The sequence below is a fragment of the Citrobacter sp. RHB35-C21 genome (genome assembly GCF_013816515.1).
GTDB classification, from domain to species: Bacteria; Pseudomonadota; Gammaproteobacteria; order Enterobacterales; family Enterobacteriaceae; genus Citrobacter; species Citrobacter braakii.
This window is the reverse complement of the sequence record NZ_CP057147.1, coordinates 2,798,373-2,812,720: the sequence shown is the minus strand read 5'-3', so window position 1 is coordinate 2,812,720 and position 14,348 is coordinate 2,798,373. Positions and strand designations below refer to the sequence as shown.

Annotated in this window: 15 protein-coding genes and 1 pseudogene; 9 read left to right on the top strand and 7 right to left on the bottom strand. The window is 51.9% G+C overall.

The genetic code is table 11. The features are described 5' to 3' along the window. Positions 1-11: 11 nt before the first annotated feature. A complete protein-coding gene (locus HVZ39_RS13710) occupies positions 12-611 on the bottom strand; it encodes a TetR/AcrR family transcriptional regulator (protein ID WP_016152991.1) in 600 nt (199 codons plus the stop codon). Positions 612-712: 101 nt separating this feature from the next. Between HVZ39_RS13710 and HVZ39_RS13705 the strand changes: the two genes are divergently transcribed. The 3 genes from HVZ39_RS13705 to sodC all read left to right on the top strand — a co-directional run bounded on the left by HVZ39_RS13705 (position 713) and on the right by sodC (position 2,504). Next, a complete protein-coding gene (locus tag HVZ39_RS13705) occupies positions 713-952 on the top strand; it encodes a DUF1289 domain-containing protein (RefSeq protein WP_016156428.1) in 240 nt (79 codons plus the stop codon). Between the two features lie 49 nt (positions 953-1,001). Continuing rightward, entirely contained in the window at positions 1,002-1,898 is an 897-nt protein-coding gene (locus tag HVZ39_RS13700) for an aldo/keto reductase family oxidoreductase (protein WP_181632547.1), read from the top strand. Between the two features lie 81 nt (positions 1,899-1,979). After that, positions 1,980-2,504 (top strand): superoxide dismutase [Cu-Zn] SodC, encoded by a 525-nt coding sequence (gene sodC / locus HVZ39_RS13695; protein WP_181632546.1) that lies wholly within the window; start codon positions 1,980-1,982, stop codon positions 2,502-2,504. On the opposite strand, the pseudogene HVZ39_RS13690 reads toward sodC, so the two are convergent. The 3 genes and pseudogenes from HVZ39_RS13690 to HVZ39_RS13680 form a co-directional block, all read right to left on the bottom strand. Then, positions 2,480-4,520, bottom strand: a pseudogene (locus HVZ39_RS13690) (FUSC family protein). The gene sodC and the pseudogene HVZ39_RS13690 sit on opposite strands and share 25 nt — an antisense overlap. Beyond that, the gene (locus tag HVZ39_RS13685) at positions 4,517-5,380 is read right to left on the bottom strand and encodes an HlyD family secretion protein (protein ID WP_016152996.1); all 864 of its coding nucleotides are present in this window, start codon (positions 5,378-5,380) and stop codon (positions 4,517-4,519) included. The pseudogene HVZ39_RS13690 and the gene HVZ39_RS13685 overlap by 4 nt, the downstream one beginning before the upstream one ends. Before the next feature lie 2 nt (positions 5,381-5,382). After that, positions 5,383-5,619: a DUF1656 domain-containing protein gene (locus HVZ39_RS13680; protein ID WP_016156432.1), complete on the bottom strand. Its 237-nt coding sequence runs from the start codon at positions 5,617-5,619 to the stop codon at positions 5,383-5,385. Between the two features lie 192 nt (positions 5,620-5,811). Here HVZ39_RS13680 and slyA point away from each other — a divergent pair, with 192 nt between their 5' ends. Beyond that, on the top strand, positions 5,812-6,252 hold the full coding sequence (slyA, locus tag HVZ39_RS13675; protein ID WP_019076732.1) for a transcriptional regulator SlyA: 441 nt from the start codon (positions 5,812-5,814) through the stop codon (positions 6,250-6,252). A gap of 47 nt (positions 6,253-6,299) precedes the next feature. Here slyA and slyB read toward each other — a convergent pair whose 3' ends face one another. Beyond that, positions 6,300-6,767 (bottom strand): outer membrane lipoprotein SlyB, encoded by a 468-nt coding sequence (slyB, locus tag HVZ39_RS13670; protein ID WP_016152998.1) that lies wholly within the window; start codon positions 6,765-6,767, stop codon positions 6,300-6,302. A gap of 274 nt (positions 6,768-7,041) precedes the next feature. Here slyB and anmK point away from each other — a divergent pair, with 274 nt between their 5' ends. The 5 genes from anmK to pdxY all read left to right on the top strand — a co-directional run bounded on the left by anmK (position 7,042) and on the right by pdxY (position 11,621). Then, on the top strand, positions 7,042-8,163 hold the full coding sequence (anmK, locus tag HVZ39_RS13665; protein WP_016156434.1) for an anhydro-N-acetylmuramic acid kinase: 1,122 nt from the start codon (positions 7,042-7,044) through the stop codon (positions 8,161-8,163). A gap of 87 nt (positions 8,164-8,250) precedes the next feature. Continuing rightward, on the top strand, positions 8,251-8,580 hold the full coding sequence (gene mliC, locus HVZ39_RS13660) for a C-type lysozyme inhibitor (RefSeq protein ID WP_153647258.1): 330 nt from the start codon (positions 8,251-8,253) through the stop codon (positions 8,578-8,580). A 58-nt stretch (positions 8,581-8,638) separates the two neighbouring features. After that, positions 8,639-9,295 (top strand): pyridoxamine 5'-phosphate oxidase, encoded by a 657-nt coding sequence (pdxH, locus tag HVZ39_RS13655; RefSeq protein WP_003029169.1) that lies wholly within the window; start codon positions 8,639-8,641, stop codon positions 9,293-9,295. A gap of 126 nt (positions 9,296-9,421) precedes the next feature. Then, complete coding sequence (tyrS, locus tag HVZ39_RS13650; RefSeq protein ID WP_047500530.1) at positions 9,422-10,696, top strand: tyrosine--tRNA ligase; 1,275 nt, start codon at positions 9,422-9,424, stop codon at positions 10,694-10,696. 64 nt (positions 10,697-10,760) lie between these two features. Then, a complete protein-coding gene (gene pdxY, locus HVZ39_RS13645; protein WP_181632545.1) occupies positions 10,761-11,621 on the top strand; it encodes a pyridoxal kinase PdxY in 861 nt (286 codons plus the stop codon). 83 nt (positions 11,622-11,704) lie between these two features. Here the strand turns inward: pdxY and gstA are convergent, their stop codons facing one another. Continuing rightward, on the bottom strand, positions 11,705-12,310 hold the full coding sequence (gene gstA, locus HVZ39_RS13640) for a glutathione transferase GstA (RefSeq protein ID WP_016153002.1): 606 nt from the start codon (positions 12,308-12,310) through the stop codon (positions 11,705-11,707). A 104-nt stretch (positions 12,311-12,414) separates the two neighbouring features. Further along, entirely contained in the window at positions 12,415-13,920 is a 1,506-nt protein-coding gene (dtpA, locus tag HVZ39_RS13635; RefSeq protein ID WP_181632544.1) for a dipeptide/tripeptide permease DtpA, read from the bottom strand. Positions 13,921-14,348: the final 428 nt, after the last annotated feature.

The following is a 14,348-nucleotide window of genomic DNA, read 5'->3' as shown; positions in this document are numbered from 1 at the left end:
AAAAACGCCTGTTAAACGGCAGGCGTAGTAATGATGGTTTTAACGTGCGCCAGCGCATTTTCCAGCGGGGTGGCGCTACGAGAAATCTTGGCCTGCAGGTTGGCGCCCAGCCACAGCGCATACAATACCTGCGCCTGCTGTAACGGCTCGCCAACAAAGGACAGACAATGGTTTGCCTGACCTTTCTCCAGCGCCTGCGCTAACAGCGCAATAATGTGCCGCGCGCCTTTATCCATCGCCGTGCGCATATCTTCTGACAGATCGCACACTTCGGCGGACAGTTTTACGGTTAAACAACCGCTGATAATGCCGTGCTGGCTAAACTGGTTCAGTGTTTCCTGATAGTAGGCCAGAATGCGGTCGCGATAGTTTCCTGCCCCCGTATCAAAGTGCGTAGCCAGTCGCTGATGATAGGCCGCATAGTGGCGTTCCAGCATCGCAACACCGAACGCTTCTTTAGAGCGAAAATAGTGATAAAACGAACCTTTGGGGACTTCAGCGGTTTTCAGTAGTTCGCTTAAGCCCATACCGGTGAAACCGCGCTGCATACACAGCAGTTCGCCAGTCGCCAGCAGATGTTCGCGTGTATCGTGTTCAGTGATTTTGTTCATGGAAAGGAGTGTAATAGACCAGTCGGTCTAATGCAATAGCGCTTGCGAGAAATTCAGTTAACGTCTTCAATAGGTATATCAATCTTACGAAAGGAGGGGATGTGGCCGAACAGCTGGAGTTTTTCCCCGTCCAGAGCCCATGCCGTGGAATATGTCAGTCTGACGAGCGCGGTTTTTGCCGCGGCTGTTTTCGCAGTCGGGATGAGCGTTTTAACTGGCAAAAGATGAGCGATGCCGAAAAGCAGGAAGTGCTACGGCTTTGTCGTCAGCGCCTGATGCGTAAATTACGAGCAAACAAAGCCAACCCTTCGGAAGAACCGCAACAACCTTCACTCTTTTAAAAGCGTAATTGCGTATACTCGATGCACATTCACTTATAAGGAAGCTGCTATGGTTCAGCGTATTACTATTGCGCCGCAAGGTCCGGAATTTTCTCGCTTTGTAATGGGGTATTGGCGCCTGATGGACTGGAATATGTCCGCGCGCCAGCTAGTCAGCTTTATTGAAGAACATCTGGATCTGGGCGTTACCACCGTCGATCACGCCGATATTTACGGCGGATACCAGTGTGAAGCGGCGTTTGGTGAGGCACTGAAGCTGGCCCCGCATCTGCGTGAAACAATGCAGATTGTTACCAAGTGCGGGATCGCCACGACGGCGCGCACGGAAAATGCGTTGGGTCATTACATCACCGACAGCGCGCATATCATTGCCAGTGCGGAAGCATCGTTGAAGTTACTGGCGACCGATCATATTGATTTGCTGCTCATCCATCGTCCCGATCCGCTCATGGATGCGGACGACGTAGCCGACGCGTTCAAAAAATTGCACCATAGCGGAAAAGTGCGTCACTTTGGCGTATCTAACTTCACCCCGGCACAGTTCTCACTGCTGCAATCGCGTCTGCCGTTCACGCTGGCGACTAACCAGGTTGAGATCTCACCGGTACATCAGCCGCTCCTGCTGGATGGTACTTTAGATCAACTGCAACAACTGCGCATTCGTCCGATGGCCTGGTCCTGCCTCGGCGGTGGTCGTCTGTTTAATGACGATGCGTTCCAGCCATTACGTAATGAACTTGCCACAATCGCAGAAGAGTTAAACGCGCAGTCCATTGAGCAGGTGGTGTACGCCTGGATTTTACGTCTGCCGTCTCAGCCGCTGCCGATTATTGGCTCAGGGAAGATAGAGCGCGTACGCGCTGCCGTTGAGTCTGAGTCATTGAACATGTCTCGCCAGCAGTGGTTCCGTATTCGCAAAGCCGCGCTGGGTTACGACGTACCGTAATCGCGTTTTTGACGCTTCTCCGTTCAAATTTGTGTCACTGGTTTACACTTATCAATCAGACACCTTTTGGACGGAGGTCTTATGAAGCGTTTGAGTTTGGCCATTATTACTCTACTTGCCTGTGCAGGTGCGCAGGCTGCCAGTGAAGAAAAAGTGACAATGAATCTGGTAACGTCGCAAGGCGTCGGCCAGGCGATTGGTACGGTCACTATTGCTGAAACCGGGAAAGGGCTGGAGTTTACGCCCGATCTGAAAGCGCTGCCGCCGGGTGAACATGGCTTCCATGTGCATGCGAATGGCAGTTGCCAACCGGCGATTAAAGAAGGAAAAGCCTCAGCCGCGGAATCGGCTGGAGGCCATTATGATCCGCACCAAACCGGCAAGCACGAAGGTCCGGAAGGCGCAGGCCACATGGGCGACCTGCCGCTGCTGGTGGTGAATAACGACGGTAACGCCACAACACCGGTCATTGCGCCGCGGCTGAAAACGCTCGATGAGGTTAAAGGCAAAGCGCTGATGATCCATGTCGGTGGCGATAATATGTCCGATCAACCAAAACTGCTTGGCGGTGGTGGAGCGCGCTACGCCTGTGGCGTTATCAAATAATCAATTGCCTAGCGTACCCGGCGGAGGCGCCTGTTCGAGCTGAGAAAGCGAGCAGTGTAGTCGCCAGATAAGCGCCGACAGTTCTTGCGCCGCAGGTTGATGATGGTGGGCGAGCGTGTCGCAAATACGCTGTAGCTCACTCAGCGTGGCATTCAGCGGTCGTTGCTGAACGCCGCGCTCACTCATTACGTCGCGAAGCAACGAAATACACACGTCTCTGACACGAGCCAGAGGATCTGAACGCACCTCCCAGGTGCGCAGTTGCCACACCACGTGCGAGCAGTTCAGCAAGACAACCCCCCAACGCAATAGCCAGCGTCGCGCCAGTGCATCCTGACTGTTGCTGAGCTGGCTGACGTGGTGATAGGTCAGCGACTCAAATTCGTTTTCACTGAGCGAGGGATGTCGGCTGAGCTGATCGACAAAATCCCGGCGCAGGGCGCGAATATGGCGGCGACCTTTCCGCGCATCCGATCCGGGCCGCAGAATGGCGAATGCCAGCCACGATAGCGCCACGCCGGTGATTTTCGCCATATTGTCATTCAGGAAATCAGCAAAATCATAAACCGGTGGATTAGTCACCGCGATAAACGATCCCATAAACACGATTAGCTGCCCCCAAAGACCCGCCAGCGCGGGCATTTGCAGCTTCAGGAGTTGCATGGTAGCGAGCAGCGGGAAGAGAAACAGAATGAATTGCCAGAGGTCAGAGATTTGCACCATCAGGCCAAACTTAACCACAAAGCTAAACAGCGACAGCAGAACCAGCGTGCGCATCAGCAAAGAAAGTGACTTGAACGGCGTGGCTACGGCAGAATACAGCACGCTGCTGATGGCCGCGAGCGTTAGTGCGCCAGAGCCTGATTCCCATTGCGCGCCAATGCTCCATGCGCCGATAAGCATCAGGGTACAGAACGTACGCAATCCGCTCCAGAGGGCTTCCGCATTATCGGTATGACGGGCAAGTCCTGGCGTGCGGGCGATAGTAATACGCTCGGCGGTAACGCCATTTTCCAGTAAATGCAGATAATGACTGCTGCGTAAGTACAGCCGACAAAAATAACGCAGTCGTTGCCAGAAGGCGACGTGCCGATAGTCGCGCGCATCGAGAGGACGCAGGGGGGCGATAATACGCGCGACGGTGTAGGTGTCGGTATTGGATTTGACCAGCTCGCTGAGCAGTTGTTCGATGATTTCCCGGGTATTAGCCGGGGGAGTGGGCCAGTTCAGGAGCATCCTGCGCAGACTGGAGATCACGCTGGTCATACGTAACTGCTGATGCAACAGCGAATTGAGCAACGCATTTTGACGGCGAAAACGGTAGTGACTCCAGAACGCCTGAATACGCAGCAGGTTCATGGTCAGAATCTGACCGATAACACCTTCATGAGCTGTTCGAATCGCATCCGTTGTCTCCGGTTGCCAGAGTAAGCTGGCATGCTCCAGTAAACGCGAATGCATGTTTTTCAGCGCGGTAAGCAATGTGGTGCCATCGGAGGTGCTGGGGAGGATCATCATCATCATGCCGCCGCACAGGATACCGACGATGACCTCGCATACGCGGGCCTGAGCGATATCCCACAACTGCGTAATCTCTATGGTATTGACCATGGGAAAAGCAATGATCGCCGCCGTATAACCGGCCAGTTGAAAGGCGTAGGCGACGTTATTGGTGAAGTGCGCGCAGGCCCAGGTACAAAAACCGATCCACACTGACATGCTCAGCAAAAACAACCACGGCTCATTGAGGGTATGACCGGCAATAATCAACGCGGCGGTGGCACCCAGCAAGCTACCCGCAACACGACCCAGACTTTTGCTTATAACCCCGCCGACGGTGGGAAAGCTGACCACTGCCGCCGAGGTCATCGCCCAGTAGGGCTCATCCAGATTCAGGTAATAGGCGAACGTTAACGCCAGACACATCGCAATGGTATTTCGCAACGCATAACGCCACTGCGCTACCGTGGCTTTAAACCACGGCCAATGGCCTGGCATCAGGTGGGACAGTTTCATTTACGCTGGCCGATAGACACGCTGCAGGTCGTACCAGAAACCAGGGTGACATCCTGCGGCAGAGCGTCGAATTCGATGCGGACCGGAACGCGTTGGGCCAGACGCACCCACGGCACATTGGGTTTGATGTCGGGAATCAGGCCGGAATCGCTTTCCACACTTTGGTCGTAGATGGCGCGACCAATACTGGATACGTGACCCTGTAACTTTATGTTGCCGCTGTAGAGCGTGATAACCGCAGGTGCACCTTCACGAATGTGGCGCAACTTGGTTTCTTCAAAATACCCCATCACATAGAAAGAGTGGCTGTCGACAAGGGCAAACAGGGGCTTACCGGTTGAGGCGTAGTCTCCAGTACGAGTTGAAAGGTTGGTGACCCAGCCCGCTACGGGCGCTTTGACCACCGTCTGCGTCAGTTGCCACTGTGCCTGGCGCAGACTGGCCTCGGCTGCTTCAACGCTGGCCTGCATGGCTTTCACGTTGAGGTTAGCAGTATCCAGATCTTCGGCTGAGATATAATTTTGCGATAAATGACGGCGGCGGTTGGCTTCGTTATTGGCTTTCGCCAGATCGGACTGTGCCTTCGCCAGCTGCGCTTGCGCATTTAGTTCTGCAATGTGAAACGGCGTCTTATCGATGATAAAAAGGACATCGCCTTTGTTCACAAACTGGTTATCTTTTATATTGAGTTCGCTAATGCTGCCTGAGACCTGCGGCGTGATGCTGACCTGCTCAGCACGCACTTTGCCATCACGTGTCCAGGGCGATTGCATATAGTAATTCCACATCCACCATCCGGCGAAAACTGCGATGGCAGCGACTATAATGGTGGAGAAGTATTTAATGGTTTTAAGCGACATAATCACCACACAATCAGCATTACAAAGGCCAGACATACGCAAAGCGTAAAGAGTGACAGATCCATTAACAGGGGATGCCAGATTTCGCCGGAGTAAATCCAGTCGCGTAGCAGGCGATGAACAACCAGCCAGAGAATAAATCCTGCTACAAACGCCTTGAAAACAGGAGGGAAGTAGACAGATGCTCCGATCATTAAATCTTGTAGGGGCAATCCTGTTGCATTAAACATAAACTTCACGGGCAAAATCCTTGGCGGAAGAGAGCATTGCTATAGGTTTAGCAAAAAAGAGACAATGAGTCTCTGTAACGCATAATGTCTGAAAAAATGTCAGCCGGTAAGCAAATTTGGCAATACATTTGTTTTGGGAATACAAATGCTGCACACTATTCTAAAATCAGCATAATAACTTAGCAAGCTAATTATAAGGAGATGAAATTGGAATCGCCATTAGGTTCTGATCTGGCACGGTTGGTGCGCATTTGGCGTGCTCTGATTGACCATCGCCTGAAACCTCTGGAGTTGACGCAGACGCATTGGGTTACGCTGCACAACATTCATCAATTGCCGCCTGATCAATCGCAGATTCAGTTGGCTAAAGCGATTGGCATCGAGCAGCCTTCGTTGGTACGCACGCTTGACCAGCTGGAAGAAAAGGGACTCATTTCACGACAGACTTGCGCCAGCGATCGTCGGGCAAAGAGAATTAAACTGACAGAAAAAGCAGAGCCGCTGATTGCAGATATGGAAGCGGTTATCAACAAGACGCGTGGAGAAATTTTGGAAGGGATTTCAGCTGAGGAAATTGATCTGCTGATTAAACTGGTCGCCAGACTGGAACACAATATTATTGAACTGCAGTCACAGGGCTGAAACGATAAGATGACGTGTGGCCAGAGCCTGACCACACGTGAATTCGATTAACGTGGAGACACGGTAACCTGGCTGCCGTTGTTAGCCATAACAACGCGCTGGCCAGCTGAGAACTTGGTCGCACCCTGTTTCTGAACCACCATGATAGTATTACCGTCGTCCTTACGGATTTCCAGTTCTACACCCTGGGTTTTATTCATCGCACCTTGTACGCCTTGACCCGCTACGCCACCGGCAACTGCGCCAGCCGCCGTGGCTAATGAACGACCCGTACCGCCGCCGACGGTGTTACCCAGGAACCCGCCGAGTACCGCACCACCAATGGCGCCAATCACGTTTGCGTCATCACCACCCTGGATTTGCACCGGACGAACATGAACAATTGTACCGTAGGTAACGTTCTGAACTTGTTTCGCTTCGGATGCGGTGTATACGTCGCCTGAAAGGCTATCATTGTTAACGCAGCCCGCCAAAGATACACCCATTAATGCAACAGTCAGCACACGTTTAATCATTTACAAATCTCCTTTAACACCACGAAACGCTAATAAAGCACCCTTCATGGCTAAATTATATGGCACTTGTGAGCCTAAGGTCACATGTTCTACTGGAACAATATGAAAATCTTAACCGAAATCGGATATACCGAGTATAAACGAATCATTCATATAATTGATGTAATAAAGCGTCCATTGTAATGATTAGCCCTCAAAAATCATTAAGGAAGCATGGCATTAGTCGGCACTTTATGGTTGAGTGTCAAGGCTAATTTGCTTAAAAGGATGACATATGAAATCGGGCCGTTTTATCGGTGTAATGTCTGGAACCAGCCTTGATGGTGTCGATGTTGTGCTGGCGACGATAGATGAAACGATGGTTGCGCAACAGGCGAGTCTGACCTGGCCTATTCCTCTCCATATAAAGCAGGCGATCCTGGATATCTGCCAGGGGCAGCAGCTTACGTTATCGCAGTTTGGCCAACTTGACGCACAGCTCGGTTATCTGTTTGCCGAGGCGGTGAATGCGCTGTTGGCACAGGAAAAATTGAAACCGCATGAGATCGTTGCGATTGGCTGTCATGGGCAAACCGTGTGGCATGAACCGACGGGAATCGCGCCGCACACGCTGCAAATTGGCGACAACAATCAAATCGTCGCGCGTACCGGGATAACGGTGATCGGCGATTTTCGTCGCCGCGATATCGCTCTCGGCGGGCAGGGCGCGCCGTTGGTTCCCGCTTTTCATCAGGCGCTGTTGGCTCATCCAACGGAGCGGCGGATGGTGTTAAACATCGGCGGAATTGCCAATCTGTCTCTGCTTATCCCACAGCAACCCGTTCGCGGTTACGACACCGGGCCGGGCAATATGCTGATGGATGCCTGGATCTGGCGGCAATGCGGCCAACCCTACGACAAAGATGCGCAGTGGGCCACATCGGGAACGGTGATCCTGCCTTTACTGCAAAATATGCTTAACGATCCTTATTTTTCTGCGCCTGCGCCGAAAAGCACTGGCCGCGAGTATTTCAATTATGGCTGGATAGAACGTCATATGGCGCAGTTCCCGGGAATAAGCCCGCGGGATGTGCAGGCGACGCTTGCCGAACTGACGGCCGTGACCATTTCCGAGCAGGTCTTGCTAAGCGGAGGCTGTGAACGGCTAATGGTATGCGGCGGCGGCAGCCGTAATCCGCTGCTGATGATGCGTCTGGCGGCATTATTGCCAGGGACAGAGGTCACTTCAACCGATGAGGCTGGGATCAGCGGCGATGATATGGAGGCCCTGGCTTTTGCCTGGCTGGCGTGGCGAACGCTGGCGGGATTACCGGGAAATCTGCCTTCTGTGACCGGCGCATCAGAACCGAGCGTTTTAGGGGCGATTTATCCTGCTAACCCACGAACTCAGAGTTAACTGAAATTATTCAGCGCCATATGTCGATAAACTAGGGATATTAGGGAGGGTGCCATTACCCTCCAGGACCAGGAAAGTCTTCAGGATATGGCTATGAAAAAACTGTTGTTAGTGTGTCTGCCGGTACTGCTTAGCGGGTGCAGCGTGTACGACCAATTTGTCGAGCGTATGCAAACGGATACGCTTGAATACCGCTGTGACGAAAAACCGCTTACCGTGAAGCTGAACAATACCCGTCAGATGGCGAGTTTTGTTTATGATAATCAGCTATTGAACCTCAAACAGGGCGTGTCGGCATCAGGTGCTCGCTATACCGATGGTATTTACGTCTTCTGGTCTAAAGGCGACGAGGCAACGGTCTATAAACGAGACAGAATTGTGCTAAATAACTGTCAGTTACAGAACCCGAAGCGTTGAGATTTTCACCTGGGCGGCGCACAATAGCGTCACCCACTGACAATCCGTAGCCAACATCATGTCTGATAACGACGAATTGCAGCAAATCGCGCATTTGCGCCGTGAATACACGAAAGGCGGTCTCCGCCGCCGCGATCTTCCCGCCGAGCCCCTTGCGCTGTTCGAGCGCTGGCTGGGGCAAGCCTGTGACGCCAAACTGGCCGATCCCACTGCGATGGTCGTTGCTACCGTCGATGAAAACGGTCAGCCTTATCAGCGTATCGTGTTGCTCAAACATTATGATGACAAAGGGCTGGTTTTCTATACCAACCTCGGTAGCCGTAAGGCACATCAGATTGAGAAAAACCCACGCATCAGCCTCCTGTTTCCCTGGCACACGCTGGAACGGCAGGTGATGGTGATCGGCAAGGCTGAGCGCCTTTCCACGCTGGAAGTGGTGAAATACTTCCACAGTCGCCCACGTGATAGCCAGATTGGCGCCTGGGTCTCTAAGCAATCCAGTCGGATCTCCGCGCGCGGTATTCTGGAAAGCAAATTTCTCGAACTGAAGCAGAAGTTTCAGCAAGGTGAAGTTCCACTGCCCAGTTTCTGGGGAGGCTTTCGCGTGAGTATTGAGCAGATGGAGTTCTGGCAGGGTGGCGAAAACCGTCTGCACGATCGTTTTTTATACCAACGCGAAGATAACGCGTGGAAAATTGATCGCCTGGCCCCCTAAAGATGCAAAATTCTTGTTTTAAGCGCTGGTGCTGAACAATCCGGCGCTTTATTCTATGTTTCTTTCGCATCAGGCGAAAAGTCGTGTACCGGCTAAGGTGCAGTCGTTTTATACATGGAGATTTTGATGGCAAGCAGTAACTTGATTAAACAATTGCAAGAGCGGGGGCTGGTGGCCCAGGTGACGGACGAGGAAGCGTTAGCAGAGCGACTGGCGCAAGGCCCGATCGCGCTCTATTGCGGCTTCGATCCTACCGCTGACAGCTTGCATTTGGGGCATCTGGTTCCATTGTTATGCCTGAAACGCTTCCAGCAGGCAGGCCATAAACCTGTCGCACTGGTGGGTGGCGCAACCGGTCTGATTGGTGACCCGAGCTTTAAAGCCGCCGAGCGTAAACTGAATACCGAAGACACCGTGCAGCAGTGGGTGGATAAAATCCGCAAACAGGTTGCGCCGTTCCTCGATTTCGACTGTGGCGACAACTCGGCGATTGCTGCGAACAACTATGACTGGTTTGGCAGTATGAATGTACTGACTTTCCTGCGTGATATCGGCAAACACTTCTCCGTTAACCAGATGATCAACAAAGAAGCGGTGAAGCAGCGTCTGAACCGTGACGATCAGGGGATCTCGTTTACCGAGTTTTCTTACAACCTGCTGCAGGGTTATGACTTTGCCTGCCTGAACAAACTGCACGGTGTTGCGCTGCAGATTGGCGGTTCTGACCAGTGGGGCAACATTACTTCGGGTATCGATTTGACCCGTCGCCTGCACCAGAACCAGGTGTTTGGTCTGACCGTTCCGTTGATCACTAAAGCTGACGGTACGAAATTCGGTAAGACGGAAGGCGGTGCTGTGTGGCTGGATCCGAAGAAAACCAGTCCGTACAAATTCTACCAGTTCTGGATCAACACCGCCGATGCGGATGTTTATCGCTTCCTGAAATTCTTCACCTTCATGGACATTGAAGAGATCAATGCGCTGGAAGAAGAAGATAAAAATAGCGGTAAAGCGCCGCGCGCCCAGTATGTTCTGGCTGAGCAAGTAACGCGTCTGGTTCACGGCGAAGAAGGGCTGGTAGCGGCAAAACGTATTACCGAAAGCTTGTTCAACGGTAATCTGAGCGATTTGAGCGAAGCGGATTTCGAACAGCTGGCGCAAGATGGCGTGCCGATGATCGAGATGGACAAGGGTGCCGATCTGATGCAGGCGCTGGTGGACTCCGAGCTGCAACCTTCTCGCGGCCAGGCACGTAAGACTATCGCGTCTAATGCGGTGACCATTAACGGTGAGAAGCAATCCGATCCGGAATATTTCTTCCAGGAGAGTGATATCCTGTTCGGGCGCTACACCTTACTGCGCCGTGGCAAGAAGAACTATTGTCTGATTTGCTGGAAGTAAGATTTAGTTAGCAGGGGCGTGGGAAACTACGCCCCTTTATTTTTTCAGGGTTGTGGTAAGTAAAATGAAGAATATCCTCGCCATCCAGTCCCACGTTGTTTTTGGTCATGCGGGCAACAGTGCAGCAGAATTTCCAATGCGTCGTCTTGGCGCAAATGTCTGGCCGCTGAATACCGTTCAGTTTTCTAACCACACACAGTACGGCAAATGGACCGGTTGCGTTATGCCGCCGAGTCATCTGACTGACGTTGTCCAGGGCATTGCCGATATCGATAAACTCCAGTCTTGTGACGCAGTACTGAGCGGCTATCTTGGCTCGGCTGAACAGGGCGAGCATATTCTGGGTATTGTACGCAAAGTAAAAGCGGCCAATCCGCAGGCGAAATATTTTTGTGACCCGGTGATGGGCCATCCGGAAAAAGGGTGTATCGTCGCGCCGGGCGTAGCGGAGTTTCATGTACGCCATGCGCTTCCGGCCAGCGATATTATCGCCCCGAATTTAGTTGAGCTCGAAATTCTGTGCGAGCATGCGGTGAACAATGTCAATGAGGCCGTGGCGGCAGCGCGTGAGCTCATCGCTCAGGGACCAGAAATTGTGCTGGTGAAGCATCTGGCTCGCGCGGGTATCAGCGCAGATCGTTTCGAGATGCTGTTAGTTACTGCTGAACAGGCGTGGCATATCAGCCGACCGTTAGTCGATTTTGGCGCTCGTCAACCGGTTGGCGTGGGTGATATCACCAGCGGCTTGTTGTTGGTTAAACTGCTGCAGGGCGCGTCTTTACAGCAGGCGCTGGAGCACGTGACGGCGGCGGTGTACGAAGTGATGATTGCTACCAAAAAAATGCACGAGTATGAGCTGCAGGTTGTGGCTGCGCAGGATTGTATCGCGAAGCCTGAACACTACTTCAGCGCGACGCAGCTGTAAGCAATGCCCGATGGCGCTCACGCTTATCGGGCCTGCGTTTGGCTGAAAGCCGGGTAAGCGCAAGCGCTTCCCGGCAACAACAATTAATTTAACCCTTCTGCTTTCAACGCCGCGGCAACCGCCGGACGTTCAGCCATACGCGCCATATACGCATCGATATTACTTAACCCTGCCATATTCAGCTTAACCGCATACGCCCAACGCAGCACAGTGAACAGATAGGCGTCCGCAATGCTGAAGCGCGAACCGCAGATCCATTGGTTATCTTGCAGCGCGTCGTTCACATACTGCATTTTTTTCTCCAGCAGCGCGCGAACGGTTGGCTTGAAGTCTTCCGGCGTATCGGGACGGAACAGTGGGGTAAAGCCTTTATGCAGTTCTGTCGCAATGTAGTTAAGCCATTCAATGGTTTTGTAACGGGAGAGGCTGCTGGTCGGGGCAAGGAGTTGACGGTCTGGAACGGTGTCCGCCAGGTATTGCATGATGGCGACGCCTTCGGTCAGTAGCGTACCGTCATCCAGCAGCAGCGCGGGAACTTGCCCTTTTGGGTTTACCGCGAAAAAATCATCGCCGTTTTCCAGACGCTTCTTCATCAGATCAACACCATCCAGCGTGAAATCTTTACCGCTCTCACGAAGTGTGATGTGGGAAGCAAGAGAACAAGCGCCCGGTTTGTAGAACAGTTTCATCGGTAACTCCTTTTGGCTGAGGTATATCGTATGGTAGTGCTAGCTCAGGCAAAAAAAAAGCCGCTAACACCAGTTAGCGGCCTGAAAAAGAGTTTCCCTGAGAATTACGCTGTCGCGGCCTTAGAGGCTTTCTCATTGACGTCATCGTCCTGAGTCATACGATTCAGTTTCGGTGCCGTCAGCAGCATCAGAACAGCGATAACAGCCGTAGCAACACCAATCTGCAGGAACACACGACCGTAGACTTCAAGGGACATCAGCGGGTCAGTGACGTTCTCTGGTACAGCCATCATGTTGGCTACGTAACCACCGATGATGTTTGCACCGGCAGTGGTCAGGAACCAGCTACCCATGATGAAGCCCATCAGGCGTTGCGGAACCAACTGAGCCACCATTGCCAGACCCAGACCGGAGATCATCAGTTCCCCGATACTTTGCAGACCGTAGCAGATGATCAGCCAGTTAACGGAAACGATGCCCGCATCGGTAGCGAATTTAGCACCCAGAGGCAGGATCAGGAACGCACCGGAACACAGCACCATACCAATCGCAAACTTGGTTGGCATCGGCAGGGTATCGCCCATCTTGTTATAGATAGCGGCGAGGATTGGGCTACCAATGATGATCCAGAACGGGTTCAGTGCCTGGTACTGCTCAGGTTCGAAAGCAATGCCAAGAATAGAGTGCTCAACGTTACGAATTGCGAAGAAGTTCAGTGAGGTCGGCATCTGGCTGTACAGCACGAAGAAGATAATCGCTTCCAGCATCAGAATGAAGGCGACGATCATTTTACGACGCGCAGCACCGTGCATGGTGAATGCTTCTTTACCGAAGATAAACACGATACCCAGAGCAATGACGCCCAGAACCATACGAGCGATCTGCTGGTTGTGCAGCAACCAGGTTGCAATCGCGATCAGTATCACGACGCCAACAATAGTCAGCAACAGGTTACGGAAGTTGATCGGCTCAAAGTCAGGTTTAGAACCGTACTGTTTAACCCAGCGCTGACAGAATGCGAAGTTAACAACGGTAATCAGCATACCCACGACGCTCAGAGCGAACGCGGTGCTCCAGCCGTAATGCGCAGCCAACCACGGTGTTGCCAGCATAGAGAAGAATGAACCGATGTTGACGGACATGTAGTACATGGTAAATGCACCATCAAGACGCGGGTCATCTTTGGCATAGCAGGTAGAGAGCAGGGATGATGGGTTTGCTTTAAACAGGCCGTTACCGACCGCGATGGCCGCCATGCCCATATAAACGATACCCGCATCGTGACCAGACCACGCTACCAACGCATAACCGATGGCCAGGACAACGGCACCCAGCATAATGACACGTTTTGTACCCAGAACTTTATCACCTAACCAGCCGCCAATGGCAACCAGACCGTACACCAGGGCGCTAAAGGACGAGAAAAGGGTGATGGAATCCGCTTCTGACATACCCAGTTGTTTAACCAGGTAGACGGCCATAATTCCTTGCAGGCCGTAATAACCAAAACGCTCCCACAGCTCAATAGAGAAAATGAGATAGAACGCTTTTGGTTGTTTGAAGGCGTTTAAACTCACGCTTTCTGTTGGTTTATTGTTTGCAGTAGACACTTTTACCTCTTTTTTTACATCCCATATCAACGGGGGTGTTCAGGCACGTGATGAGTCAAGTTCATCCGTCCGATTGTTATAGTGGGAGGGGAAACGGCAAGTAATGTTCACTATCTTGACCATTCAGACAAGTGGTTTGTAATAATCTGTTACATATATCATGACTGGTGAAATCGTCGGGACTGTGAAATGTTATCTAGCGTTAAATTTCTTCATTTGAAAAATGGCAGATTTTTACACTGTTTAATCAGGGTAAAAACCGCAATGTGGCGATATGTTCTGCTATTTGCGCTTGAATCCAGTGATATAGGCCATTATCTGAAAAATAGCCAGTGTAATGTTTTGTTTAGAAACTGTTCAGTTAGGTCATCTGATTGTCACTTTAACTAAAAAATAAATATTTTTTAACATTATGTTATCTGGATGAT

What these genes read in the sequence shown, in the direction of transcription:
- HVZ39_RS13710 (WP_016152991.1), bottom strand. Translation starts at nt 611, where the DNA reads ATGAACAAAATCACTGAACACGATACACGCGAACATCTGCTGGCGACT.
- HVZ39_RS13700 (WP_181632547.1), top strand. Translation starts at nt 1,002, where the DNA reads ATGGTTCAGCGTATTACTATTGCGCCGCAAGGTCCGGAATTTTCTCGC.
- sodC (WP_181632546.1), top strand. Translation starts at nt 1,980, where the DNA reads ATGAAGCGTTTGAGTTTGGCCATTATTACTCTACTTGCCTGTGCAGGT.
- HVZ39_RS13685 (WP_016152996.1), bottom strand. Translation starts at nt 5,380, where the DNA reads ATGTCGCTTAAAACCATTAAATACTTCTCCACCATTATAGTCGCTGCC.
- slyA (WP_019076732.1), top strand. Translation starts at nt 5,812, where the DNA reads ATGAAATTGGAATCGCCATTAGGTTCTGATCTGGCACGGTTGGTGCGC.
- slyB (WP_016152998.1), bottom strand. Translation starts at nt 6,767, where the DNA reads ATGATTAAACGTGTGCTGACTGTTGCATTAATGGGTGTATCTTTGGCG.
- anmK (WP_016156434.1), top strand. Translation starts at nt 7,042, where the DNA reads ATGAAATCGGGCCGTTTTATCGGTGTAATGTCTGGAACCAGCCTTGAT.
- mliC (WP_153647258.1), top strand. Translation starts at nt 8,251, where the DNA reads ATGGCTATGAAAAAACTGTTGTTAGTGTGTCTGCCGGTACTGCTTAGC.
- pdxH (WP_003029169.1), top strand. Translation starts at nt 8,639, where the DNA reads ATGTCTGATAACGACGAATTGCAGCAAATCGCGCATTTGCGCCGTGAA.
- tyrS (WP_047500530.1), top strand. Translation starts at nt 9,422, where the DNA reads ATGGCAAGCAGTAACTTGATTAAACAATTGCAAGAGCGGGGGCTGGTG.
- pdxY (WP_181632545.1), top strand. Translation starts at nt 10,761, where the DNA reads ATGAAGAATATCCTCGCCATCCAGTCCCACGTTGTTTTTGGTCATGCG.
- gstA (WP_016153002.1), bottom strand. Translation starts at nt 12,310, where the DNA reads ATGAAACTGTTCTACAAACCGGGCGCTTGTTCTCTTGCTTCCCACATC.